Origin of the sequence: Pseudomonas songnenensis (assembly GCF_003696315.1) — a bacterium.
Taxonomy (GTDB): Bacteria; Pseudomonadota; Gammaproteobacteria; order Pseudomonadales; family Pseudomonadaceae; genus Stutzerimonas; species Stutzerimonas songnenensis.
This window is the reverse complement of the sequence record NZ_RFFN01000003.1, coordinates 456,482-480,283: the sequence shown is the minus strand read 5'-3', so window position 1 is coordinate 480,283 and position 23,802 is coordinate 456,482. Positions and strand designations below refer to the sequence as shown.

The 23,802-nt window shown below is 64.9% G+C and carries 22 protein-coding genes; 11 read left to right on the top strand and 11 right to left on the bottom strand.

Annotated elements, in window-relative coordinates; genetic code table 11:
* Nucleotides 1-6: 6 nt before the first annotated feature.
* From ectB to zwf, 3 genes are all read right to left on the bottom strand, one after another.
* Complete coding sequence (gene ectB, locus EA798_RS10895) at nt 7-1,284, bottom strand: diaminobutyrate--2-oxoglutarate transaminase (RefSeq protein WP_019407431.1); 1,278 nt, start codon at nt 1,282-1,284, stop codon at nt 7-9.
* The gene (gene ectA, locus EA798_RS10890; RefSeq protein ID WP_122098950.1) at nt 1,281-1,796 is read right to left on the bottom strand and encodes a diaminobutyrate acetyltransferase; all 516 of its coding nucleotides are present in this window, start codon (nt 1,794-1,796) and stop codon (nt 1,281-1,283) included. Before ectA ends, ectB begins: the two co-directional genes overlap by 4 nt.
* Nucleotides 1,797-2,416: 620 nt before the next feature.
* A complete protein-coding gene (gene zwf / locus EA798_RS10885) occupies nt 2,417-3,841 on the bottom strand; it encodes a glucose-6-phosphate dehydrogenase (RefSeq protein ID WP_244221273.1) in 1,425 nt (474 codons plus the stop codon).
* A 159-nt stretch (nt 3,842-4,000) separates the two neighbouring features.
* Between zwf and hexR the strand changes: the two genes are divergently transcribed.
* A complete protein-coding gene (hexR, locus tag EA798_RS10880) occupies nt 4,001-4,867 on the top strand; it encodes a transcriptional regulator HexR (RefSeq protein ID WP_015278722.1) in 867 nt (288 codons plus the stop codon).
* A 102-nt stretch (nt 4,868-4,969) separates the two neighbouring features.
* Complete coding sequence (locus EA798_RS10875; protein WP_122098948.1) at nt 4,970-5,182, top strand: PA3496 family putative envelope integrity protein; 213 nt, start codon at nt 4,970-4,972, stop codon at nt 5,180-5,182.
* Here EA798_RS10875 and EA798_RS10870 read toward each other — a convergent pair.
* The gene (locus tag EA798_RS10870; RefSeq protein ID WP_167462946.1) at nt 5,127-6,071 is read right to left on the bottom strand and encodes a LysR family transcriptional regulator; all 945 of its coding nucleotides are present in this window, start codon (nt 6,069-6,071) and stop codon (nt 5,127-5,129) included. The two genes, EA798_RS10875 and EA798_RS10870, sit on opposite strands and share 56 nt — an antisense overlap.
* A gap of 252 nt (nt 6,072-6,323) precedes the next feature.
* Between EA798_RS10870 and EA798_RS10865 the strand changes: the two genes are divergently transcribed.
* The 6 genes from EA798_RS10865 to EA798_RS10840 all read left to right on the top strand — a co-directional run bounded on the left by EA798_RS10865 (nt 6,324) and on the right by EA798_RS10840 (nt 12,704).
* Complete coding sequence (locus EA798_RS10865; RefSeq protein ID WP_106156433.1) at nt 6,324-7,739, top strand: acetyl-CoA carboxylase biotin carboxylase subunit; 1,416 nt, start codon at nt 6,324-6,326, stop codon at nt 7,737-7,739.
* Between the two features lie 10 nt (nt 7,740-7,749).
* Nucleotides 7,750-9,558, top strand: coding sequence for a sodium-extruding oxaloacetate decarboxylase subunit alpha (gene oadA, locus EA798_RS10860; RefSeq protein WP_122098946.1), 1,809 nt, complete (start codon nt 7,750-7,752; stop codon nt 9,556-9,558).
* A 189-nt stretch (nt 9,559-9,747) separates the two neighbouring features.
* Nucleotides 9,748-10,689, top strand: a complete 942-nt coding sequence (locus EA798_RS10855; RefSeq protein WP_106156429.1) for a sodium-dependent bicarbonate transport family permease — start codon at nt 9,748-9,750, stop codon at nt 10,687-10,689.
* Between the two features lies 1 nt (nt 10,690).
* Entirely contained in the window at nt 10,691-10,993 is a 303-nt protein-coding gene (locus EA798_RS10850) for a DUF3240 family protein (protein ID WP_106156427.1), read from the top strand.
* 64 nt (nt 10,994-11,057) lie between these two features.
* Entirely contained in the window at nt 11,058-11,966 is a 909-nt protein-coding gene (gene glsB / locus EA798_RS10845; protein ID WP_106156425.1) for a glutaminase B, read from the top strand.
* 39 nt (nt 11,967-12,005) lie between these two features.
* Nucleotides 12,006-12,704: a carbonic anhydrase gene (locus EA798_RS10840; RefSeq protein ID WP_106156423.1), complete on the top strand. Its 699-nt coding sequence runs from the start codon at nt 12,006-12,008 to the stop codon at nt 12,702-12,704.
* A gap of 17 nt (nt 12,705-12,721) precedes the next feature.
* Here the strand turns inward: EA798_RS10840 and EA798_RS10835 are convergent, their stop codons facing one another.
* The 3 genes from EA798_RS10835 to EA798_RS10825 all read right to left on the bottom strand — a co-directional run bounded on the left by EA798_RS10835 (nt 12,722) and on the right by EA798_RS10825 (nt 16,172).
* Complete coding sequence (locus EA798_RS10835) at nt 12,722-13,531, bottom strand: substrate-binding periplasmic protein (RefSeq protein ID WP_122098945.1); 810 nt, start codon at nt 13,529-13,531, stop codon at nt 12,722-12,724.
* Between the two features lie 127 nt (nt 13,532-13,658).
* Nucleotides 13,659-14,642 carry an asparaginase gene (locus EA798_RS10830; protein ID WP_122099130.1) on the bottom strand — a complete coding sequence of 328 codons (984 nt, stop codon included), beginning with the start codon at nt 14,640-14,642 and terminating at the stop codon, nt 13,659-13,661.
* A 108-nt stretch (nt 14,643-14,750) separates the two neighbouring features.
* Nucleotides 14,751-16,172, bottom strand: coding sequence for an alanine/glycine:cation symporter family protein (locus EA798_RS10825; RefSeq protein WP_122099129.1), 1,422 nt, complete (start codon nt 16,170-16,172; stop codon nt 14,751-14,753).
* Nucleotides 16,173-16,342: 170 nt separating this feature from the next.
* Here EA798_RS10825 and EA798_RS10820 point away from each other — a divergent pair, with 170 nt between their 5' ends.
* Nucleotides 16,343-17,161: a helix-turn-helix domain-containing protein gene (locus EA798_RS10820; protein WP_106156418.1), complete on the top strand. Its 819-nt coding sequence runs from the start codon at nt 16,343-16,345 to the stop codon at nt 17,159-17,161.
* Between the two features lie 4 nt (nt 17,162-17,165).
* Here EA798_RS10820 and EA798_RS10815 read toward each other — a convergent pair whose 3' ends face one another.
* Together EA798_RS10815 and EA798_RS10810 are read right to left on the bottom strand one after the other, a co-directional pair.
* Nucleotides 17,166-17,606, bottom strand: a complete 441-nt coding sequence (locus EA798_RS10815; RefSeq protein WP_122098944.1) for a GNAT family N-acetyltransferase — start codon at nt 17,604-17,606, stop codon at nt 17,166-17,168.
* Between the two features lie 13 nt (nt 17,607-17,619).
* Nucleotides 17,620-18,252, bottom strand: coding sequence for an FMN-binding negative transcriptional regulator (locus EA798_RS10810; protein ID WP_122098943.1), 633 nt, complete (start codon nt 18,250-18,252; stop codon nt 17,620-17,622).
* A 95-nt stretch (nt 18,253-18,347) separates the two neighbouring features.
* On the opposite strand from EA798_RS10810, the gene pdxR reads away from it, so the two are divergent.
* Nucleotides 18,348-19,817, top strand: coding sequence for a MocR-like pyridoxine biosynthesis transcription factor PdxR (gene pdxR, locus EA798_RS10805; protein WP_122098942.1), 1,470 nt, complete (start codon nt 18,348-18,350; stop codon nt 19,815-19,817).
* Between the two features lie 21 nt (nt 19,818-19,838).
* Here the strand turns inward: pdxR and EA798_RS10800 are convergent, their stop codons facing one another.
* Both EA798_RS10800 and EA798_RS10795 read right to left on the bottom strand, forming a co-directional pair.
* Nucleotides 19,839-21,098 (bottom strand): dicarboxylate/amino acid:cation symporter, encoded by a 1,260-nt coding sequence (locus tag EA798_RS10800; protein ID WP_122098941.1) that lies wholly within the window; start codon nt 21,096-21,098, stop codon nt 19,839-19,841.
* An 88-nt stretch (nt 21,099-21,186) separates the two neighbouring features.
* Complete coding sequence (locus tag EA798_RS10795) at nt 21,187-22,611, bottom strand: aspartate ammonia-lyase (RefSeq protein WP_122098940.1); 1,425 nt, start codon at nt 22,609-22,611, stop codon at nt 21,187-21,189.
* Between the two features lie 162 nt (nt 22,612-22,773).
* On the opposite strand from EA798_RS10795, the gene EA798_RS10790 reads away from it, so the two are divergent.
* The gene (locus EA798_RS10790) at nt 22,774-23,682 is read left to right on the top strand and encodes a LysR substrate-binding domain-containing protein (protein ID WP_122098939.1); all 909 of its coding nucleotides are present in this window, start codon (nt 22,774-22,776) and stop codon (nt 23,680-23,682) included.
* Nucleotides 23,683-23,802: the final 120 nt, after the last annotated feature.

Below are 23,802 nucleotides of genomic sequence, written 5' to 3'. Positions count from 1 at the left end.
GATACCTCAGGAAGCTTGGTTCTCGGTCTGCTCGCTCATCACGGCGGCAAATGCCTTGTCGAGGATGGAAAGTGCCTTGTCGATCTGCTCATCGCTGATGATCAGCGGGCAGAGGCACTTGACCACTTCGCTGTGGGCGCCGCTGGTCTCGATCACCAGGCCGTTTTCGAAGGCGTGGCGGCACACTGCGGCGGCAATCTCGCCATCGGGGCAGCTGATGCCGATCATCATCCCGCGGCCCTTGAGGAACAGCGAATCCGGGCCGTGGCGACGGATGATGCGCTGCATGCCGTCGGCGATGCGCTTGCCCTTGGCCTTCACGCTGTTGGCGAACGTGTCGTTCTGCCAGAAGTGCTCGACCGCCGCGGCCGCCGTGACGAATGCATGGTTGTTGCCGCGGAAGGTGCCGTTGTGTTCGCCCGGCTTCCACTGGTCCAGTTCCTGGCGCAGCAACACCATGGCGAACGGCAGGCCGTAGCCGGACAGCGACTTGGACAGCGTGACGATATCCGGCTGGATGCCCATTTCTTCGAAGCTGAAGAAAGTCCCGGTGCGGCCGCAGCCGGCCTGGATGTCATCGACGATCAGCAGCATCTCGTGCTTGCGGCAGAGCTTCTCGAGCTTGCGCATCCATTCGGCCGACGCGGTGTTCAGGCCGCCTTCGCCCTGCACCACCTCAACGATCACCGCGGCGGGCTTGTCGATCCCGCTGGATGGGTCGGACAAGAGCTTGTCCATCATGCCGATGGTGTTGGTCTTGTCGCCGAAATAGTTGGCGTAGGGCATGCGGCTGACGTCGGAGAGGCCGATGCCGGAGCCGCCGCGGTGATGCTGGTTGCCGGTGGCGGCCAGCGCGCCAATGCTGCAGCCGTGGAAGCCGTTGGTGAAACTGATGATGTTGTTGCGCCCGGTGACCTTGCGCGCCAGCTTCATCGCCGCCTCGACCGCGTTGGTGCCGGTCGGGCCGGTGAACTGCATGCGGTAGTCGCCCATGCCGCGCGGCTCGAGGATCAGCCGGTTGAAGGTCTCGAGGAAACGCTCCTTGGCTTCGGTGTACATGTCCAGGCCGTGGGTGATGCCGTCGCTCTCGATGTACTCGAGCAGCGCCTGCTTGAGCACCGGGTGGTTGTGCCCGTAGTTGAGCGTGCCGGCACCAGCGAGGAAGTCGATGTAGCGCTTGCCGTCCTGAGTGACCAGTTCGGCGCCCTGGGCCTGCTTGAAGACCACGGGGAAGGAACGGCAGTAGCTGCGAACCCTGGATTCATTCAGTTCAAAAGTTTTCATGCGTGCTCCTTGAGCTCTTCTTCTAGATGGGAAACGGTGAACGGGCCGGCGCGGTAGAGCACCTCGTCCTCGTGCTGACCGGCGAAATGCGTGGCGCGGGAAAACAGCGTGCGCGTGGTGCAGTCGGCACCCAGCCGATCGAAGGCCCGCTTGAACAGTGCCTGCGACGCCGCGTTGTCCGGGGAAATGGTGGTTTCCATGAAGCGCACGTCGTGCTCACGGGCCACCCGGGCCGTCAGCGCCAGCAGCATGCGCAGGGCCAGGCCCTGACCGCGCATCGAACTGTCGACGGCGACCTGCCAGACGAACAGGGTGTCCGGGCGGGCAGGGGGGCGATAACCCGAGATGAAACCGACCAGCTCGCCCTGGGCGTTCTCTGCGGCGATGGCGGTGTCAGCGAAATCCGAACACTGCAGCAGGTTGCAGTAGACCGAATTGGTATCGAGGGGCTGGCAGCGCGCCACCAGCTGATGGAGGTTGTAACCGTCGCCGTCGGTTGGGCGACGGAGCATTACGGTGGGGAAACTCAAAACAATGCCTTTGGGGTTGTTGATTGAATTCCTTTTTAGGGTAGGCATATCGAGAAAATATTCTCAACCCGAACTTCCCGATATGCGAAGTGCGAGGACTTGCATATAGCGCTGGAGCCCGCGTGATAGCGGCTATGGCGAGGCGAATGTTTCAGTCTGTTTCTTTTTGATACGCAGAAGTTACGCTGATACTTTGCTGAACTGGCCCGGGAAGTTCGATGGCGAGGAACTGCAAAAGTTCTTCGATGAACGAGCTGACGCGGCTGAGAGCCAGCGTTCATGCTGGGTTGTGGGCTCGGGATGACGCCGCGAATGCCCCCGTTTGTGCGAATGGTGAGCGGAAGGTGGAGAGCGGCGGAGTGTAGCGCTTCATGTCGGCAAGTAATCGGCGCCTGAGAATCAGTAGTTACCTGCGGCGCGCGGCCAATTATGTCCATCCGATATATCGTGAATATGCAGGCAGATAATGAGGCGGCGATGCCAGTTGCTCAGGCTAGTTGTCGCCGCCATATTCACCGGGTTCCGCAAAGTTCCTATATCCGCTCTAGCGCACGTAATGCGGGCGCTGTGGCGAAGTTGCACGGGAGTTGCTCAGGCCGACTTCACTGCCACCAGCGATGCCCCTGGCGCTCGATGAACTGGTGGGCCTGTTCCGGGCCGTCTTCGCCGGCGGGATACGGCCGCGGTTTGCGGTAGTAGCTGCCCCAGCCGCGCAGGATCGGGTCGACCCAGTTCCAGGCCGCTTCCACTTCGTCGCGGCGCATGAACAGGGTCGAATCGCCCTCGATCACGTCCAGCAGCAGGCGCTCGTAGGCTTCCCAGCGGCGGGTGCTGCTGAAGGCGTGCGCAAGGTTCAGATCCAGCTCCACCGGCTCGAGCTGCATGCCCTTGCCGGGTGCCTTGGCCATCAGCTGCAGGCTGATGCTTTCTTCCGGCTGCAGACTGATCACCAGGCGATTCACTTCGCCCTTGCTGAACAGCAGATGCGGCACCTGCTTGAAGGTGATGATGATTTCCGAGCGTTTACGCGCCATGCGTTTGCCGGTGCGCAGGTAGAAGGGCACGCCGGCCCAGCGCCAGTTGTCGATCTCGGCCTTCACCGCGACGAAGGTTTCCGTGTCGCTGTCGTTGTCGATGTTGGGCTCGAAGTAGTACGCCTGCACGTCGTGGCCGCCGATGCGGCCGGCGCCGTACTGGCCGCGCACGGTCTTGTCCAGCACGTCGTTGCCGGTGATGGGCTTGAGCGCCTCGAGCACCTTCACCTTCTCGCCGCGGATGTGCTTGGCGTCGAACCGCACCGGCGCCTCCATCGCCACCAGGCAGAGCAGTTGCAAGAGATGGTTCTGCAGCATGTCGCGCATGGCACCGGCGTTGTCGTAGTAGCCGCCACGGTTCTCCACGCCGAGGGTTTCGGCGACGGTGATCTGCACGTGGTCGATATGCCCGGCGCGCCAGATCGGCTCGAACAGCGCGTTGGCGAAGCGCAGCGCCATGAGGTTCTGCACCGTTTCCTTGCCCAGGTAGTGGTCGATCCGGTAGATGCGCGCTTCGGGGAACACCGCACCGATCGCTTCGTTGATCTCCAGGGCCGAATCCAGCGAGTGGCCGATGGGTTTTTCCAACACGATGCGCGCATCGTCACCGGCGAGTCCTGCGCTTTCCAGGTTGGCGGCGATGGGCTCGAACAGATCCGGCGCGGTGGCCAGGTAATACACACGGACGCGACCTTCAGCCTTGCCGAGGTACTGGGCCAGGCGCACGTAGTCACCGCGCTGGGAGGCGTCCATGGCGAAATAGTCGAGGCGCTGGGCGAAGGCCTGCCAGGTGTCCGGGCTGAAATCGGCGCGAGCGACCTGGGCGCGGCAGTGGCGTTCGGCCAGGGCTAGGTAGCCGTCGCGGTCGAGCTTCTTGCGCGCCAGGGCGAGGATGCGCACGTCGGCGTGAAGGCGGCCGTCGCGGTGCAGGTGGTAGAGCGCCGGCAGCAGTTTGTGCAGAGTCAGGTCACCGGTTCCGCCGAACACGAGCATGTCACAGGAAATCGACACAGAAGCACTCCTAGAGGCCAAAAAATGGGCGGCATGGCGAGGCTTGTAGTATAACTACCGCCCCACTACAACCCGCTGACGACCGAGCGGCGCCTGTCGCGCCTGAATCGGCCCTCAGAGTGAGCATAGCGAGTCCGCAACGTGAATCTGCTGCAACACATCGCCCAGTCGAGAAGCCTGCTACGGAAGTCGGAGCTGAAAGTGGCCGACCATGTCCTGCTCGATCCGGCATCGGTGATGCACAGTTCGATGGCCGACCTGGCTCATGTGGTCGGTGTCAGCGAGCCGACCATCGTGCGCTTCTGCCGCGCCATCGGTTGTCTCGGCTTCCAGGATCTGAAGCTCAAGCTGGCCCAGAGCCTGGCCGCCGGCGCGAGCTTCGGTCAGTTCGCCATCAGCGAGAACGACTCGGTGGCCGACTTTGCGCTGAAGATCTTCGACACCACCCTGCACACGCTGATGGAAGTGCGCGAGCGGCTCGACCCCGAAGCGCTGCAGCGCGCCATTGCGGCGATGGCCAAGGCCGAGCGCGTCGAGTTCTACGGCTTCGGCGCCTCCGGTGCGGTGGCCACCGATGCGCAGCACAAGTTCTTCCGCCTGCTGCTGTCGGCCGCGGCCTATTCCGATCCGCACATGCAGGCCATGTCGGCGGTGACGCTCAAGCCCACCGATGTGGCGATCTGCATCTCGCAGTCCGGTCGCTCCAAGGATCTGCTGATCACCGCCAACGTGGTGCGTGAGTCGGGCGCTACCCTGATCACCCTGTGCCCGAGCCAGACCCCGCTGGCCGAGCTGGCCACCATCAACCTGGCGATCGACGTGCAGGAAGACACCGAGATCTACACCCCGCTGACTTCGCGCATCGCCCACCTGGTGGTGATCGACGTGCTGGCGATGGGTGTCGCGATGGCCCGCGGGCCGAGCCTGGTCAATCACCTCAAGAGCGTCAAGCGCAGCCTGCGCAGCCTTCGTCTGTCGCCGCAGAAGGTCAAGTCGCACGACGACTGAAGCTGCGCCGCGTCTTTTCATCGGCGCGTCATGGCGCTGACTTCAGGTTGTCATTCACGGCGTCGATGCTGATCTCCCGTTACCTGTTCTGGGAGATCACTCATGCTCCGGCACACCGACGACAACAGCCAGCTCGACAGCAAGTCCCGCCGCAAGCAGCAGGATGAACGCCGCATGCGTTTTCGCCGCGCCATCGAGAGCTACACCGAGCAGCGCCAGCTGCATGCCGAACTGAACGATTACGCCGATGCGCTGGTGCTCAGTTCGTTGCGGTCGTCGTCGGCGACCCGGCGAAGCGCTCCGCCAGCACACTGATCTGCGCACGCTCTTCACGGAGGAAGGCGAAGAATGCCTGGGCCACCGGGCTCAGGCGCTTGCTGCGCGGATGCACCACGCACCAGCTGCGGTACAGCGGCAGCTCCGCCACCGGCAGTTCGCGCAGCAGTCCGCTGGCCAGTTCCAGGTGCACCGCGTGCCGGGGTAGCAGTGCCAGGCCAAGGCCTGCCACCACGCATTCACGCAGCGCGTCCAGCGACGCGACCTGGATGGTCTGGGCGAAATGCGCGCGTTTCTGGCGCAGATAGTCTTCGCCGGCCCGTCGTGTACCGGAGCCTGGTTCGCGCACCAGTAGCGGGTAGCCGGTGAGGTCCTGCAGGGAAAGCGTGGCGGCGTGGCACAGCGGATGTCCGGGGGGCGCCACGGCGATGATCGGGTTGTTCAGGAAGGGCATGAACTCCAGGTCCATGTCGGTGGGCACCTGGGACATGATCAGCAGGTCGTCACGGCTGACCGACAGGCGCTTGACCGCCTGGGCATGGTTCACCACCACCAGTTGCAGGCTGACCTCAGGGTGCAGGCGTTTGAATGCGGCGAACAGATGCGGCGTGATGTACTTGGCGCTGGATTCCACGGCGAGGTTGAGCTGGCCCTGCAGCGAGCCCTGCAGATCCGACAGTTGCATGTCGAGGCTGTCCAGCCGGCCGAAGATATCCGTGCTGGCGCGCTGCAGCGCGTCGGCGGCATCGGTCAGGTAGAGCTTCTTGCCGACGTACTCGAACAGCGGTTGCCCGACCAGTTCTTCCAGCTGGCGAATCTGCAGGCTGACGGCTGGCTGGGTCAGCGCCATTTCTTCGGCGGCGCGACTGTAGGAGAGCGTCTCACAGACGGCGCGGAATACCTGAAGCTGGCGCAATGTCATGCGCATCAGTGATTTTCGCATCACGTTCTCCGCGATTTCTTGATGTCGAAACGGCGCTCGAATGGCGCAGCGGGATTGACCGTTCGGCCAGATAACGTTCTGTTGACGGCCATGTATAAGTAATTACTTATTATCAGGCAAACAATTATTCATTTTCAGTAATTACCCCGGCGGGCGTAGGGTGAAACGGCTCGTTGCAATACGAGTGATCATGACCCGCACGCGGGTCGCCTGCTCAACGATCCGAGGGAAGACAGCGTGATCAAGAAGCTGCTGATCGCCAACCGCGGGGAAATCGCGGTGCGCATCGTTCGCGCCTGTGCCGAAATGGGTGTCCGCTCGGTGGCGGTATTTTCCGAAGCCGACCGCCATGCCCTGCATGTCAAACGTGCCGATGAGGCGCATTTCATCGGCGAGGACCCGCTGGCCGGTTACCTGAACCCGCGCAAGCTGGTGAACCTGGCGGTGGAAACCGGCTGTGATGCGCTGCATCCGGGCTACGGCTTCCTCTCCGAGAATGCCGAACTGGCGGACATCTGCGCCGAGCGTGGAATCAAGTTTGTCGGTCCTTCGGCAGACGTGATTCGCCGCATGGGCGACAAGACCGAAGCGCGGCGCAGCATGATCAGGGCCGGCGTGCCGGTCACGCCGGGCACCGAAGGCAACGTCAGGGACCTCGCCGAGGCGCTGCGCGAAGCCGAGCGCATCGGCTATCCGGTGATGCTCAAGGCCACCTCGGGCGGTGGCGGTCGCGGCATTCGCCGCTGCAATTCGCAGGCGGAGCTGGAATCGGCCTATCCGCGGGTGATCTCCGAGGCGACCAAGGCCTTCGGCAGCGCCGAAGTGTTCCTGGAGAAGTGCATCGTCGAGCCCAAACATATCGAGGCGCAGATCCTTGCCGACTCCTTCGGCAACACCGTGCACCTGTTCGAGCGCGACTGCTCGATCCAGCGGCGCAACCAGAAGCTCATCGAGATCGCTCCCAGCCCGCAGCTGACCCCCGAGCAGCGCGCCTACATCGGCGATCTGGCGGTGCGCGCCGCCAAGGCCGTGGGCTACGAGAACGCCGGTACCGTGGAGTTCCTGCTCGCCGATGGCGAGGTGTACTTCATGGAGATGAACACCCGGGTGCAGGTGGAGCACACCATCACCGAGGAAATCACCGGCATCGACATCGTGCGCGAGCAGATCCGCATCGCCTCCGGCCAGCCGCTGTCGGTCAAGCAGGAAGACATCCAGCATCGTGGCTTCTCCCTGCAGTTCCGCATCAATGCCGAGGATCCGCGCAACAACTTCCTGCCCTGCTTCGGCAAGATCACCCGCTACTACGCGCCCGGTGGCCCTGGCGTGCGCACCGACACGGCGATCTACACCGGCTACACCATTCCGCCGTACTACGACTCGATGTGCCTGAAGCTGGTGGTCTGGGCGCTGACCTGGGAGGAGGCGCTGGCCCGTGGTTCGCGCGCGCTGGACGACATGCGCGTACAGGGCGTGAAGACCACCGCCACCTACTACCAGCAGATTCTCGCCAACCCGGATTTCCGCAGCGGCCAGTTCAACACCAGCTTCGTCGACAACCATCCGGAACTGCTGAACTACTCGATCAAACGCAAGCCGGGCGAGCTGGCCCTGGCCATTGCCGCCGCCATTGCTGCCCACGCAGGCCTGTGAGGAACGCACCATGACTGCCCAGAAAAAAATCACCGTCACCGACACCATCCTGCGTGACGCCCACCAGTCCCTGCTGGCCACCCGCATGCGCACCGAGGACATGCTGCCGATCTGCGACAAGCTCGACCGCGTCGGCTACTGGTCGCTGGAAGTCTGGGGCGGCGCCACCTTCGATGCCTGCGTGCGCTTTCTCAAGGAAGACCCCTGGGAGCGTCTGCGTCAGCTCAAGGCCGCACTGCCCAATACCCGCCTGCAGATGCTGCTGCGCGGGCAGAACCTGCTCGGCTACCGTCACTACAGCGACGATGTGGTCGAAGCGTTCTGTGCCCGCGCGGCGGCCAACGGCATCGACGTGTTCCGCATCTTCGATGCGATGAACGACGTGCGTAACCTGGAAACCGCGATCCGCGCGGTGAAGAAGACCGGCAAGCACGCCCAGGGCACCATCGCCTACACCACCAGCCCGGTGCACACCGTCGAGCTGTTCGTCGAACAGGCGCGGGCCATGCGCGACATGGGCGTCGACTCCATCGCGATCAAGGACATGGCTGGCCTGCTGACCCCGTTCGCCACTGGCGATCTGGTCCGCGCGCTGAAGGCCGAGATCGACCTGCCGGTGTTCATCCATTCCCACGACACCGCTGGTGTGGCCAGCATGTGCCAGCTCAAGGCCATCGAGAATGGTGCCGACCACATCGACACCGCCATTTCTTCCATGGCCTGGGGCACCAGCCATCCGGGCACCGAGTCGATGGTCGCCGCGCTACGAGGTACGCCCTACGACACCGGCCTCGATCTGGAACTGCTGCAGGAGATCGGCCTGTACTTCTATGCCGTGCGCAAGAAGTACCACCAGTTCGAAAGCGAATTCACCGGCGTCGACACCCGCGTGCAGGTCAACCAGGTGCCCGGCGGGATGATTTCCAACCTGGCCAACCAGCTCAAGGAGCAGGGCGCACTGCACCGCATGGATGAAGTGCTGGCGGAGATCCCCAAGGTGCGCAAGGACCTTGGCTACCCGCCGCTGGTCACGCCGACTTCGCAGATCGTCGGCACCCAGGCGTTCTTCAACGTGCTCGCCGGCGAGCGCTACAAGACCATCACCACCGAGGTGAAGTACTACCTGCAGGGCCGTTACGGCAAGGCGCCGGCGCCGGTCTGCGAGCACCTGCGCTTCCAGGCCATCGGCAGTGAGGAAGTGATCGAATGCCGTCCGGCTGATCTGATCGCGCCCGAGCTGGACAAGCTGCGCAAGGAAGTCGGCGCGCTGGCCAAGAGTGAAGAAGACGTACTGACCTACGCGATGTTTCCCGATATCGGGCGCAAGTTCCTCGAGGAGCGCGAAGCCGGTACGCTGCAACCGGAGGTGCTGCTGCCGATTCCGGGCACCGCCGCGGCGCCGGCGCAGGGTGGCGTGCCCACCGAGTTCGTCATCGATGTCCACGGTGAAACCTATCGGGTCGACATCACTGGCGTCGGCGTCAAGGGCGAGGGCAAGCGACACTTCTACCTGTCCATCGACGGCATGCCGGAAGAGGTGGTGTTCGAGCCGCTCAACGCCTTCGTCGGTGCCGGCGGCAGTCAGCGCAAGCAGGCCAGTGCGCCCGGTGATGTGAGTACCACCATGCCGGGCAACGTGGTCGACGTGCTGGTTGCCGTAGGCGATGCGGTTAAGGCCGGCCAGACGGTACTGGTCAGCGAGGCGATGAAGATGGAAACCGAAATCCAGGCGCCGATTGCCGGCACCGTGAAGGCAATTCACGTCGCCAAAGGTGACCGGGTGAACCCGGGAGAAGTCTTGATAGAGATCGAGGGCTGAGTGAAGGGTGGCGTGGCGAGTCGATCGCGCCACGCCAGCGTCGTTTCGATCCGCTTGCCGGCACTGTGCCGCGGGCGGCGAAACGCAAGGCGCTGGCAGCAGGTCCCCTTTGGGAGCCCGGGTGGCTCCTTTTTTTCGAGCCAATGTCTACCAGGGAGCGGTTCAATTTCCGAGCTGTGGAGAATGTAGATGGGTATCGACCCCGTAGTGCTGTTCTTCGTCTTCGGCCTGTTCGCCGGGCTGGTGAAGAGCGAGTTGAAACTGCCCCCGGCACTCTACGAGACGCTGTCCATCGTGCTGTTGCTGGCCATCGGTCTGCACGGCGGGGTGGAACTGGCCGAACAGGCCAGTGCCGCGTTGCTCGGCCAGTCGATGCTGGTGCTGGCGCTGGGTGTGCTGTTGCCGATCCTGGCCTTCGTCCTGCTGCGCGGCCTGCGCTTCGACCGGGTCAACGCAGCGGCGGTAGCGGCGCACTATGGTTCGGTGAGCGCCGGTACCTTCGCGGTGGTGGTGGCTTACCTGGCCGCGCGGGAGATCTTCTTCGAGAGCTACATGCCGCTGTTCGTGGCGATTCTGGAAATCCCGGCGATTCTGGTCGGCATCCTGCTGGCCAAGGGCGTCTCGCGCGACACCGACTGGAAGGAGCTGGGCCGCGAAATCTTCCTCGGCAAGAGCATCATGCTGCTGCTTGGCGGCCTGCTGATCGGCGCGATTGCCGGCAAGGAGGCGATCAAGCCGCTCGAACCCCTGTACACCAGCATGTTCAAACCGGTGCTGGCGTTCTTCCTGCTGGAGATGGGCCTGATCGCCTCCGGTCAGCTGGGCTCGCTCAAGCGTTACGGCATCAAGCTCGCCGCCTTCGCCCTGATCATGCCGCTGATCGGCGCGCTGATCGGCGCCATGCTGGCGCGCTTCATGGGCCTGTCGCTGGGCGGTACGGCGATGCTCGCCACCCTGGCGGCGAGTGCGTCCTACATCGCGGTGCCGGCGGCGATGCGTCTGGCGGTACCGGAAGCCAATCCGTCACTGTCGCTGACTGCTTCGCTGGGCATCACCTTTCCGTTCAACATCCTGATCGGCATACCGCTCTACCTGGCCCTGGCCGAGCGGCTGATCGCCTGGGGGTTCTGAGATGAACGCGCACAACCGAACGCTGCTGACCGTGATCTGCGAAGCGGCGCTGGAACACAAACTGGTCGCCGACCTGAAAACCCTTGGCGCGCCCGGCTGGACGCTATCGGACGCCCGCGGTAGCGGCAGCCGCGGCGTGCGCAGTGCGGGCTGGGACACCGACGGCAATATCCGCGTGGAGGTGATCTGCAGCCGCGAGGTTGCCGAGCGCATCGCCGAACATCTGCAGGCCCGCTACTACGAACATTTCGCCATGGTCTGCTACCTCGCCGAGGTTGCCGTATTGCGGCCCGAGAAGTTCTGAATCGTCTGTGATGCCCCTCGACCGGCGGACGTCCACCTTCGACCCAGGACCGATGGAGCTGCCGATGCAAGCCCTGCTGCAGGAGATTCTCGACGAGGTGCGCCCGCTGCTCGGGCAGGGGCGCGTGGCCAGTTATATTCCGGCACTGGCGGACGTTCCGGCCGATCAGCTCGGCATCGCCGTGTGCAGTGCCGATGGCGAGGTGTTCGAGGCCGGCGACGCGCAAACGCCGTTCTCGATCCAGAGCATTTCCAAGGTGTTCAGCCTGGTGCAGGCCATCGGACACCGCGGTGAGTCACTGTGGGAACGCCTCGGCCACGAACCCTCCGGACAGCCGTTCAATTCGCTGGTGCAGCTCGAGTTCGAGCGCGGCCGGCCGCGCAATCCGTTCATCAACGCCGGTGCGCTGGTGATCTGCGACGTCAACCAGTCGCGCTTCGCCACCCCAGAGTTGTCGATGCGCGACTTCGTCCGGCATCTGTCCGGCAACCGGCAGATCGTTTCGGACACGCGCGTTGCCGAGTCCGAGTACCAGCACCGTGCGCGCAACGCCGCCATGGCTTACCTGATGCAGGCCTTCGGCAACTTCCACAACGATGTGGAGGCGGTGCTGCGCAGCTATTTTCATCATTGTGCGCTGCGCATGAACTGCATCGATCTGGCCCGTGCGTTCGCCTTCCTCGCCCGCGAAGGCAGCTGTCCGCAGAGCGGCGAGGTGATCCTGACGCCGCGTCAGGCCAAGCAGGTCAACGCCATCATGGCTACCAGCGGCCTGTACGACGAGGCCGGCAACTTTGCCTACCGCGTCGGCCTGCCCGGCAAGAGCGGCGTCGGTGGCGGCATCGTTGCGGTGGTGCCGGGGCGCTTCACCGTTTGCGTGTGGTCGCCCGAGCTGAACGCCGCGGGCAATTCGCTGATCGGCATGGCCGCGCTCGAGGCGCTGTCGCAGCGCATCGGCTGGTCGGTGTTCTGATGCAGCGCAACCCGTTAACCCTAAGGAGAGAACCGAGCAATGAGTGACGAAAGGAGGAGCGAAACCGCTCAGGAGGCCCTTGAGCAGATCGTCTCCGGAGTCCGGCGTTTTCGTGAAGAGGTCTACCCCGAGCAGCGCGAGCTGTTCAAGAAGCTCGCCCACGAACAGACGCCCCGGGCCATGTTCATTACCTGCGCCGATTCACGAATCATCCCCGAGCTGATCACCCAGAGTTCGCCTGGCGACCTGTTCGTCACGCGCAACGTCGGCAACGTGGTGCCGCCCTATGGACAGATGAACGGCGGTGTTTCGACGGCCATCGAGTTCGCGGTGATGGCCCTCGGCGTGCAGCACATCATCGTCTGTGGCCATTCCGATTGCGGCGCGATGAAGGCTGTGCTCAACCCCGCCGAGCTGAAGCGCATGCCAACGGTGAAGGCCTGGCTGCGCCATGCCGAGGTGGCGAAGATCGTCGTCGAGCAGAACTGTGGCTGTGCCGACCACAACACCCTGGGCATCCTCACCGAGGAGAACGTGGTGGCGCAGCTCGATCATCTGCGCACTCATCCGTCGGTGGCGGCGCGGCTGGCCAGCGGTCAGCTGTTCATCCACGGCTGGCTGTACGACATCGAAACCAGCGCGATCCGCGCCTACGATGCCGAGCGCGGCGAATGGCGCGTGATCGGCGACGGTCCGTTGCCGATGGCCACGCCGCGGCCGCGCTACCAGCAGAGCTGAGACGCAGTCGCCAGGCGTCAGCGGCTGCCGGCGAGGGTCTTGCTGCGGTTCTGGATCAGGTAACACAGATCCGGTGTCTTGCTGCAACCGGCGTAGCCCTCGGCAATCACTTCGTCGAGAGCGTTCTGCAGGCGGCTGACGACCTCCTCCGGGGTGTCGGGACTGAGCGCCAGGTACATGGGCTCGCTGCGATAGCTCAGCACCACCTGCAACTGGCTTTCATCCACGCCCTGCTGCTGGGCGTAATAGCGCCATACCGGATCGGCCACCGCCCAAAGGTCGATGCGCCCGGTCAGCAGTTTGCGCAGGTTCTCCGCGTCGTTGAGGCTGTTGCTGGTGGTGATGCCCTGGCTTTCCAGGTACAGGCTGACGCTGCCATTGGCGTGGCCGCCGATCTGGTAGCCCTGGGCCTGTGCCAGGCTGTCGAACTTCAGGCCCTTGCCGGCCGGCGCCAGCAGCACGCTGTCATGGTGGGCCAGCGGGCCGACCCACTTGAACAGCCCGGCATTCTGCGGCGTCCGCGCCACCGAGAACAGGCCGTGGGCGGACTGCTGGCGGGTCTGCTCGTAGAGCCGGTTCCATGGGCCGCGCAGGGTCAGGTTGTAGGCGATGCCGGCACGGCGAAAGATGTCGCGCACCGTATCGGCATCGATGCCCTGCACGTCGTCGCCACGGGCGAAGCTCTTGCTGTTGGGACCCATGTTGAAGGGCGGAAATGTGTCGGTCTGCAGGGTGATTGCGTAATTGGCGGGCAGTTCGGCCTGGGCGGTGAACGCAGCGCTGATGAGCAGGGCGAACAGCGCCCCGGCAGTTCGGGATCTGGCCATGGCATCGGCTCCTTGACGCTTTTTTATTTGTTGTTGGCGCGAGCAAGGTTAGCGGTGCCGGGCCACTCCCGCTACCCGACAGCACCCGCGCTGCGGGACAGCGCGCATTCTGCGGTGGCGGTGGTTGTCAGTCGGCCATTTCGCCGCACAGGTCGCGGCAGAACCAGTGCTCGACCTGGTGCTGATCGAGACCGGCGCAGAGCAGGGCGAACAGCTTGCCCAGCGCCGCCTCGCGGGTCATGCCGCCGCCGGAGATCAGGCCGGCGTCGCGCAGGCCGCTGCCGGTGGCGTACACACCGAAGTCGACGTGGCCGCCCGGGCACTGGCTGATCGCCGCCAGCACCACGCCCTGTCCGTGCGCCGTGCGCAGCGCTTCGACGAAGTCGGCGTCGCCGGCCGGGCCGGTACCGCTGCCATAGCACTCCAGCAGCAGCGCCTGGGCGCCACTGGCCACCAGTGCTCGAACCTGGGCAGCGCCAACGCCGGGATACAGCGGCAGCACCACGACCTCTGCCGGCTGCTGCGGTAGCAGCACGGGCGGGCGTTCGCTGACCACTGCCGCTGACCGCTTGCGCGGCGCTTCGGCAAAGGCATCGAAGGCGTCGCTGCGCAGTTTGCTGACCCGCGCACCGTGCAGCAGCACGCCGTTGAAGAACAGGCGTACGCCCTTAACGCGGCCCGCCTGCAATGCGCGCATGGCGCCGAACAGGTTGGGCCAGGCATCGCTGCCCTCGCTGCCTGCCGGCAGCATGGCGCCAGTCAGCAGCACCGGTACTTCGAGATCGAGCAGCAGAAAGGACAAGGCAGCGGCGCTGTAAGCCAGGGTGTCGGTGCCATGCAACAGCAGGACCGCGTCGCAACGGCCTTGTGTGGCTGCCTCGCGGATGGTCCGTGCCATCTCAAGCCAGTGGCGTGGCTGCATGTCGGCGCTGTCCAGCAGCGGCTGCAGTTCCTGGAACGTCCAGTTCGGCAGCGGCCCCGGCTCGCCGGCCTGCTGTTCGCGCATACGGGTTTCGAAACCGGAGGCCGGCATCAGCCCGGCGGCGCTCTGTTGCATGCCGATGGTGCCGCCGGTGTAGAGCACCAGCAGACGGTCGATTGATTCGTTCACGCGCACACCTCGCTCAGTCGGCGCAGGCCATCAGAAAAAAATGGGGCGGATGGTGCCAGCCCTTGTGCAGAATTCAGCACAGGGGCTGGCCGGTCGCGTCGCGAGCGTTTAGCGGTGCTCGGCGGTGCCAGGCGTGGCCGACATGTTGGCCTTCCACACGGCAGGATCGAGATCCAGGTCGGCGAAGTCTTTCGGATCGAGCACGGGCTGCTCGATGCCGGCGCGGATCTGGCGATCATAGTCGCGCATCAGGCGCAGGCCGACCTTGAACAGCAGGGTCACGGCGATCAGGTTGGCGATCGCCAGCAGGCCCATGGTCACGTCGGCGAAGGCGAACACGGTGCCCAGATCCTGTACCGAACCCCAGAGCACGAGGATGACCACCAGGATGCGATAGATCACCACCGGCATGCGCTTCTCGGTGAAGAAGCCCAGCGCGTTCTCGCCCAGGTAGTAGTTGTAGATCAGCGTGGTGAACACGAACAGCAGCAGCGCGACGCTGACGAACACCCGGCCCCACTCGCCGACTACGGCCGCGACGGCGGTCTGGGTCAGCACCACGCCAGCCTGGTCCATGCCCGGCTCGTAGACGCCGGAGAGCAGGATGATCAATGCGGTGCAGCTGCACAGGATGATGGTGTCGATGAACACCGACAGTGACTGCACGATGCCCTGCGCTACCGGGTGCTTGACCTCGGCCACCGCGGCGACGTTCGGCGCGCTGCCCAGGCCTGCCTCGTTGGAGAACAGGCCACGCTTGACGCCCATCAGGATCGCCGCGCCGATGCCGCCGGCGAAGGCCTGCTCCAGACCGAAGGCGCTACGGAAGATCAGGCCGAAGGTTTCCGGAATCGCGCTGAAATTACTGCCGATGACGAACAGCGCCATGCCCAGGTAGGAGAACGCCATGACCGGCACCAGCACGTCGGCCCACTTGGCGATGCGGCGGATGCCGCCGAAGATGATGCCGGCGATGACCAGGGTCAGCGCGATGCCGCTGGCCACGGTCGGTACGCCGAAGGTGTCGTGCAGCGAGCTGGCGACGGTGAACGACTGTACGGCGTTGAAACCGAAGCCGAAGGTCATCAGCAGCAGGATCGAGACCACGATGCCCAGCCAGCGCTGGCCGAGGCCATGCTGGATGTAGAACGCCGGGCCGCCGCGGTAGGTGCCGTCGGGCTCGCGACGCTTGTACAGCTGTGCCAGCGAGCACTCGAAGTAGCTGGTCGCCATGCCCACCAGCGCCACCACCCACATCCAGAAGATCGCGCCCGGGCCGCCGAGCATGATCGCCACGGAGACGCCGGCGATGTTGCCGGCGCCGACCCGGCCGGCGACCGAGAGCATCAGGGCCTGGAAGGAAGAGAGCTGTCCCGGCTGACGCTCGAAGGCGTGGCCGAAGATCGTGAACATGTTGCCGAAATAGCGGAACTGGACGAAGCCGGAGCGAATCGTGAAGAGCAGACCGAGACCGATCAGCATGACGATCAGCAGCTTGCTCCAGATAAGGTCGTTTAGAAGGTCGAGCATGGCGATGTTCACCTTGTTGTCGTTGTTAGGGTGCCGGCGCGCGCCGCTGCGCCGTGCAAGCGGGGGATGTTTCAACAGTAGGGGCGGCAGGACAATTTCGCAGGTGGCCGCGATGTGACGCGACCTGATGCTAGAATGGCGGCACTCGCGCCAGACTTCAGGGCATCGCTGTGACCTCCCACCTTGCCGAAAACCTCAAGTTGCTCTGCAGCCACTACCGCTCGATTGCCGAGGTGTGCCGCAAGCTGGCCATCAATCGGGCGCAATTCAACAAGTACCTGGGCGGGCAGAGCCGGCCGACACCGTTCAATCTCAAGCGCATCGGCGACTTCTTCGGCGTCGAAGGCTACGAGCTGGAGATGCCGCCGGAACAGTTCGCCCGGCTGGTCGGCGCCCGCCATCCGGAAGCCCAGGCGCAGCCGCGAACCGACCCGTTGCTGACGCTGCTGCAGCCGCTGCGCGAGCACGCCACGAGCCTCGCGCGCTACTGCGGCTACTACTTCGAATACGCCAACTGCATGTCGGTACCGGGCAGCATCCTGCTGTCGCTGGTCCACCTGCGCGAGGAAAACGGCCTGTACCTGTTCGAGCGCCAGGAACGCCAGGAACGCGCCAGCCCGACCCTCGGCGACGCCGAGGACTGGGTGCGCTGCCGCTACCTGGGTGCCGCGTTCGGCCTGCAGGACCGGCTGTTCCTGATCGACTACGAATCGCTGACGCTCAACGAGATGAGCCAGACCATCCTCATTCCCAGCTTCAAGAGCCGCATCACGCGCCTCAACGGCCTGAAGACCGGCGTCTCCTCCGGCGACCGCCGCACGCCGGCGTGCACCTCGGTGGTGTGGGAATACCTGGGCCGCGAGATCAACCGGGTCAGCGCCTATCGCCAGGTGATGCTCTACAGCCCGGACGACCCGCGCATCGACCCGGACATCCGCGAGCGCCTGGCGACGCCGCATGTGGAGAACGGGCTGTTCGGCATCGAGTGAAGGCTCAGAGGATCTTGCGGTACTGGATGAAGCCCGAGCGTTCGGCGATGCGGTCGTAGAGCATGCGCCCAGTATAGTTGGTCTCCTGGGTCAGCCAGTGGACGCGCGAGGCGCCAGCGGCTGCGGCCTGGGCGTAGACGTGCTCGATCAGCGCCCGACCGGTGCCTTTGCCGCGGGTGCCCTCGGCCACGTAGAGATCCTGCAGGTAGCAGTAGTCACCGCGGGTCCAGCAGCTGCGATGGAAGATCCAGTGCACCAGGCCGATGGCGTGGCCGTCATGCCAGGCCAACGCGGCATGCATCGGCTCGGCTGGATCGAGGAAGCGCTGCCAGGTGAGGTCGCTGGTCTGCTCGGCAATCGCAGCGGCGTAGAAGCGTTGGTAGTTCTGCCAGAGTTCTCTCCAGACAGTGTGGTCGGCAGCGGTGATAGGGCGGATCTCAGGCACAGTGCATTCCTCTTCAGTCGGTGATGGGCATGCGCGCGGCCAGGGCCAGGTCGCGTGGATCGAGCGAGGCGGCCAGGCCCTGGCGAACCCCGGCCTGGTCCGCAGGCGAGCGGTTCTGCCCGAGCTTCCACTTGCCCTCCAGTCGGCGAATCGGCAGGGCGAAGCCGACGATGGCGCGCAGCATGGCGTCCAGGTAGTCGTCTGGTGCATCGCTTACGGCCCAGGGCTGTGGGCGGCTGGCTTCATGCTGATCGCTGAGGCGGCTGACGATCTGCAGCAGGCTCTTGCGATCCTCAATCAGCCGCACCGGGCCGCGGGCATGCACGGCGATGTAGTTCCAGGTCGGTACGACCTTGCCGTGTTCCGCTTTGGTCGGATACCAGCTGGGGCTGATGTAGGCGTCAGGGCCGCTGAACACGGCTAGCGCTTCGCAGCCGTCCTGCAGCTTGCGCCAGTGCGGATTGGCCTTGGCGAAGTGCCCGTAGAGCGTGCCGAACTCGCCTTCGTCCGGTTCCAGCAGCAGCGGCAGGTGGCTGGCCTGCACGCCGTCCGTGCCCGCGGTGGTGAGCAGGGCGAACGGCGTGGCGCGCATCTGACGATGCAGTTCATAACGATCATCCTGGCGAAAGGCGGCGGGCAGGTACATGGCGACAGTCTCTGGCGTGGTGGCGTCATGCTAGGCAGGATATTGGCCCGCTGTAAGATCCATTACTTGTGACTTTGATAGAGCCAATGCGACCTATGCCGACCACACCCCCATTGCCTGTCGATCTTTCCGGCATTTGTCTGGAGCGCAGTCAGGGGCTGACACGCCAGCTCTATCAGGCCCTGCGCGAGCGCATCCTCGACGGGCGTCTGGCTGGAGGAAGTCGGCTGCCGGCCGGTCGCGATCTGGCGGCATTGCTGGCGGTGTCACGCAACACCGTTACCCGGGCGTTCGATCAGCTCTACGCCGAGGGCTACATCGAGGGCCGTGTAGGCGATGGCACTTACGTGGTGGAGCTCGGCAGCGCGCGGCCGCTGACGCAAGCGCCTGCTTCCGAACTGGCGCCGACCGAGGCGCTGTTGCGCCTGCAGCGCAATCACCTTGCGCTACCCGTGAGCGGTGCGCCGAGGGCCTTTCGCATCGGCGTGCCGGCCTTCGATCTATTCCCCTTCGAAACCTGGGCGCGGCTCACGGCGCGCTTCTGGCGCAAGCCATCGTCAGCGCGCCTGGGGTATGGCGACCCGGCGGGTGAGCCTGCCTTGCGCGAACTGGTAGCGGCCTACCTGCGCAGCAGCCGCGGGCTGAACTGCGATCCGTCCCAGGTGGTGATTACCTGCGGCGCGCAGCAGGGCATCAGCCTCTGCGCCCAGCTGCTGGTGCAGCCTGGCGATCGCGTGGCGCTGGAAAACCCCGGCTACCGCGCCGCCGGCCATGCCTTCGCCGTGGCTGGCGCCGAGCTGTGTGGGGTCGCGGTGGATGGCGAGGGACTGGATACCGCCGCCCTCGCGCAGATCGAAGGCTGTCGGCTGGCCTATGTCACGCCCTCGCATCAGTACCCGACCGGTGTGACCCTGTCGCTGGCGCGGCGCCTGGAATTGCTCGCGTGGGCCGAACGCAACGAGGGTTGGATCGTCGAGGACGACTACGACGGCGAGTACCGTTACAGCGGCACGCCGTTGACGCCTTTGGCGGCGCTGGACCGGCAGGGGCGGGTGCTCTACGTCGGCACCTTCTGCAAGATCACCTTCCCCGCGCTGCGCCTCGGCTACCTGGTGTTGCCTCCCGGCCTGGCCGAGGCCTTCGCCCGTCGCCGCGCATTGGATATGCGTCACTCGGACGTTGGCAGCCAGATGGTGATGGCCGAGTTCATCGCCGCCGGCCATTTTCAGCGTCACGTGCGCCGTATGCGCCAGGCCGCCCGGGTGCGCCGCGACACCCTGTTGCAGCACTGGCCAGAGGCGATCCCTGGTTGCGGCGCGTTGCCGGCGGTGGATGCCGGGCTGCATCTGTGCGTGCCGGTGCACAGCCACGCCCGCGAAGCCGAGCTGGTTGCTGCGGCGCGAGCGGCCGAGGTGGAAATGAACGGGCTGGCCGACTACTGGCTGGACGGTCAGGCGCCGAGAGGCGCACCGGGCGGCCTGGTGCTGGGCTTTGCGGCGGTTCCGGAAGTGGAAATCATCGCCGCGCTGCAACGCCTGAGTCACGCCTGGGACCTGCCGAGCTAGCGGCAGGTCTTCGGACGGCCCTCACTCCTTGTTGCTGCTGTCGTAGATCGCGCGGTCGAGCTCCTGCTCGCTGCGACCGACCAGCGTGGTGGTCATCAGGTCGCCGGCGACGTTCACCGTGGTGCGCGCCATGTCGAGGATGCGGTCGATGCCGGCGATCAGCGCCACGCCTTCGAGCGGCAGGCCGGCGGCGGTGAGCACCAGCCCGAGCATGATCAGCCCGGCGCCGGGGATGCCGGCGGTGCCGATGGAGGCCAGCGTCGCGGTGAGGATGATCATCGCGTACTGCCCGGCACTGAGGTCGATGCCGAAAGCCTGGGCGATGAACAGTGCCAGCACGCCCTGATAGATCGCCGTGCCATCCATGTTGATGGTCGCGCCCACCGGCAGGACGAAGCCCGCGACACCTTCTGACACGCCGAGGTTCTTGCGTGCGCATTCGATGGACACCGGCAGGGTGCCGGAGCTGCTCGACGTACTGAAAGCCACTGCCAGCGCCGGGGCGATGCCCTGGAAGAAACGCAGCGGGTTGAGCCGCGCCAGCAGGCCGAGCAGGCCGCCGTAGACCAGCAGCACGTGGGCGATGCTGGCCAGGTAGATCACCCCGATCACGCCCGCCAGTGGCAGCAGTACTTCGGCACCATGGCTGCCGACCACGCCTGCGGTCAGGGCGAAGACGCCGATCGGCGCGACGCGCATCACCAGGTCGGTGAGTTTGTAGAAGGTCTCGGCCAGCGCATCGAACAGGCGCACCGCCGGCGCGCCGCGCTCGCCGATCAGGTTGATGCTGACGCCCAGGGCGATGGCGAAGACAATGATCTGCAGGATGTTGCCTTCGGCGAAGGCGGTGACCGGGTTGGCCGGCACCAGGCCCACCAGAATGGACACCAGCGAGGGCGCCTGCTTGGCCTGTTCGCTGCCACTGGCGACCATGTTCATCCCCTCACCGGGGCTGAACAGCGCGCCGAACAGCAGGCCGATGCTCACCGCGAAGGCGGTGGTCACCAGATAGATGGCGATGGTCTTCAGACTGATACGGCCAAGCTTGGCGCTGTCCTGCATCGAGGTGATGCCGGCTACCAGCGAGACGAACACCAGCGGCACGATGAGCATCTTGATCGCATTGAGAAACAGCGTGCCGATCGGTGCCAGCAGCTGCGCGTCTGCGCCGAAGGCCATGCCGGCGGCGACGCCGAGGGCCAGGCCGATGAGGATCTGCTGCCAGAGCGGCAGGCGGACGAGCAGGCGCAGGGGAGTGGAGAGGGTCGTACTCTGAGTCATGGGTCTTCCTGTTGTTTTTATTGTGCGAACGGGCCGGGCTGGCGGCCCGTAAAGCAAGCGCCCGGCTATATGCCGGGCGCGGTGTGGATCAGACCGCCAGCGGTGCCAGGCGTGGCGCGATCATGTTTTCCGGGCGCAGGATCTCGGCCAGCATGGCGTCGTCCAGCAGCCGCTCTTCGCGCACCAGCTCCAGCACGCTGCGGCCGCCGAGCAGGGCCTCGCGGGCCAGGCGGGTGCTGTTGTCGTAGCCGATGTAGGGGTTCAGCGCGGTGATCAGGCCGATGGAGCTTTCCATCAGCTCGCGGCAACGCGCTTCGTTGGCGGTGATGCCTTCGATGCAATGCTCGCGCAGCATGTCCATGGCGCGCTGCAGCAGGCGGATCGAATCGAACAGCTTGTAGGCGATCAGCGGCTCCATGACGTTGAGCTGCAGCTGTCCGCCTTCGGCGGCCATGGTCAGCGCCAGGTCGTTGCCGATCACTTCGAAGGCGACCTGGTTGACCGCCTCGGGGATCACCGGATTGACCTTGCCCGGCATGATCGAGCTGCCCGGCTGGCGCGGCGGCAGATTGATTTCGTTGAAGCCGGTGCGCGGGCCGCTGGAGAGCAGGCGCAGGTCGTTGCAGATCTTCGACAGTTTCACCGCCAGGCGCTTGAGCATGCCGGAGAACAGCACGAACGAGCCCATGTCCGAGGTGGCTTCGATCAGGTCGGCGGCCTGGCGCAGCGGCTGGCCGCTGATCTGGGCCAGGCGCTGCACGGCGATGGCCTGATAGCGTGGATCGGCATTGATGCCGGTGCCGATCGCGGTGCCGCCGAGGTTCACTTCGAGCAGCAGTTGCGGGGCGAAACCGCGCAGATGCTGCAGGTCTTCGCCGAGGGTGGTGGCGAAGGCATGGAATTCCTGGCCGAGGGTCATCGGCACGGCGTCCTGCAGCTGGGTGCGGCCCATCTTCAGCACGTGGGCAAAGGCGTGGCCCTTGCCGGTTAGCGCCTCGCAAAGGCTCTCCAGGCTGGCCAGCAGCGTATCGTGGCCGAGCAACAGGCCCAGGCGAATGGCGGTGGGATAGGCGTCGTTGGTCGACTGCGCCATGTTCACGTCGTTGTTCGGGTGCAGGTACTGGTATTCACCCTTGGCGTGGCCCATGGCCTCAAGACCGAGGTTGGCGATCACCTCGTTGGCGTTCATGTTGGTCGAGGTGCCGGCGCCGCCCTGGATCATGTCCACCACGAACTGCTCATGGAATTCGCCGCGAATCAGGCGTGCACAGCCCTGGCTGATGGCCACGTGCTTGGCTTCGGGCAGGTAGCCCAGCTCGCGGTTGGCGTCTGCGGCGGCCTGCTTGACCATCGCCAGGGCGACGATCAGCTTCGGGTAATGCGCCAACGGCACGCCGGAGAGGCGGAAGTTGTGCAGTGCGCGCAGGGTCTGGATGCCGTAGTAGGCGTCGGAAGGAACGGGTAGGGTGCCAAGCAGGTCTTTTTCGACTCGCGATGATGCAACTTCGGACATGATGGTAATGTGGCTTCGGTAGGCGCAGGCAGTGCTGCAGTGCGCCTAAAATAAGGCTTTCAGGTGTTTGGCGGCCAATGCCGTTGGCGGCTGCCCTATGCTGAAACGGCATAATGTGGCTGTGACTTTGTATCGGTCACAATCGTATCGAGGGATGTTCAGGTGAATCTGGAAACCAAGTGGCTGGAGGATTTCGTGGCACTGGCGGCGACCCGCAGCTTCTCCCAGGCCGCGCAACGCCGCTTCGTCACCCAGCCTGCGTTCAGCCGGCGGATACGCTCGCTGGAAGAGGCGCTCGGCCTGCAGCTGATCAACCGTTCGCGCACGCCGATCGAGCTGACCGAGGCCGGTCAGCTGTTCCTGGTCAGTGCGCGCAACATGGTCGAGCAGCTCGGTGAGGTGGTGCGCCATCTGCACCATGTCGACGGCCAGCAGGGCGAGGTGCTGCAGATTTCCGCGGCGCACTCGCTGGCGCTGGGCTTCTTCCCGGCGTGGATCGCCGGCCTGCGTCACGACGGGCTGAACCTGGCTACCCGACTGATCGCCACCAACGTCGGCGAAGCCGTGCATGTGCTGCGCGAGGGCGGCTGCGATCTGATCCTCGCCTACTACGATCCGGATGCCGCGCTGCAGCTCGACCCGGAACTGTTTCCCTCGCTGCACCTGGGGCGCACCGAGATGCTGCCGGTCTGTGCGGTGGATGCCGACGGCGTTCCGCTGTATGACGTCGACAGTGGGCAGACGGTGCCGCTGCTGGCCTACAGCGCCGGCGCCTTTCTCGGTCGTTCGGTGAATCTGCTGCTGCGCCAGCGTGCGCTGCGTTCGACCACCGTTTACGAGACGGCCATGGCCGACAGCCTCAAGAGCATGGCGCTGCAGGGGCTGGGCATTGCCTGGGTGCCGCGGCTGAGCGTCGAGCCGGAGCTCGAACGCGGCGAGCTGGCGATCTGCGGCAGCGAGCAATGGCGCGTGCCACTGGAGATCCGCCTGTATCGCTGCTCGCTGATGCGCAAGGGCGCGGTGCGATTGCTCTGGCGACGACTGGAGGCCCGGGCTGCCGCGCTCTCTTGAAAAGGCTCTATCTAGGCACCTAACGCGCAGTGGTGAAGTTCAATTTCGGCTGCGGTCCGGGAACGGGCGGTTATTGTGAGTCGAACTGCACACATTTTGTTGCGCAACATTTGGCAACTT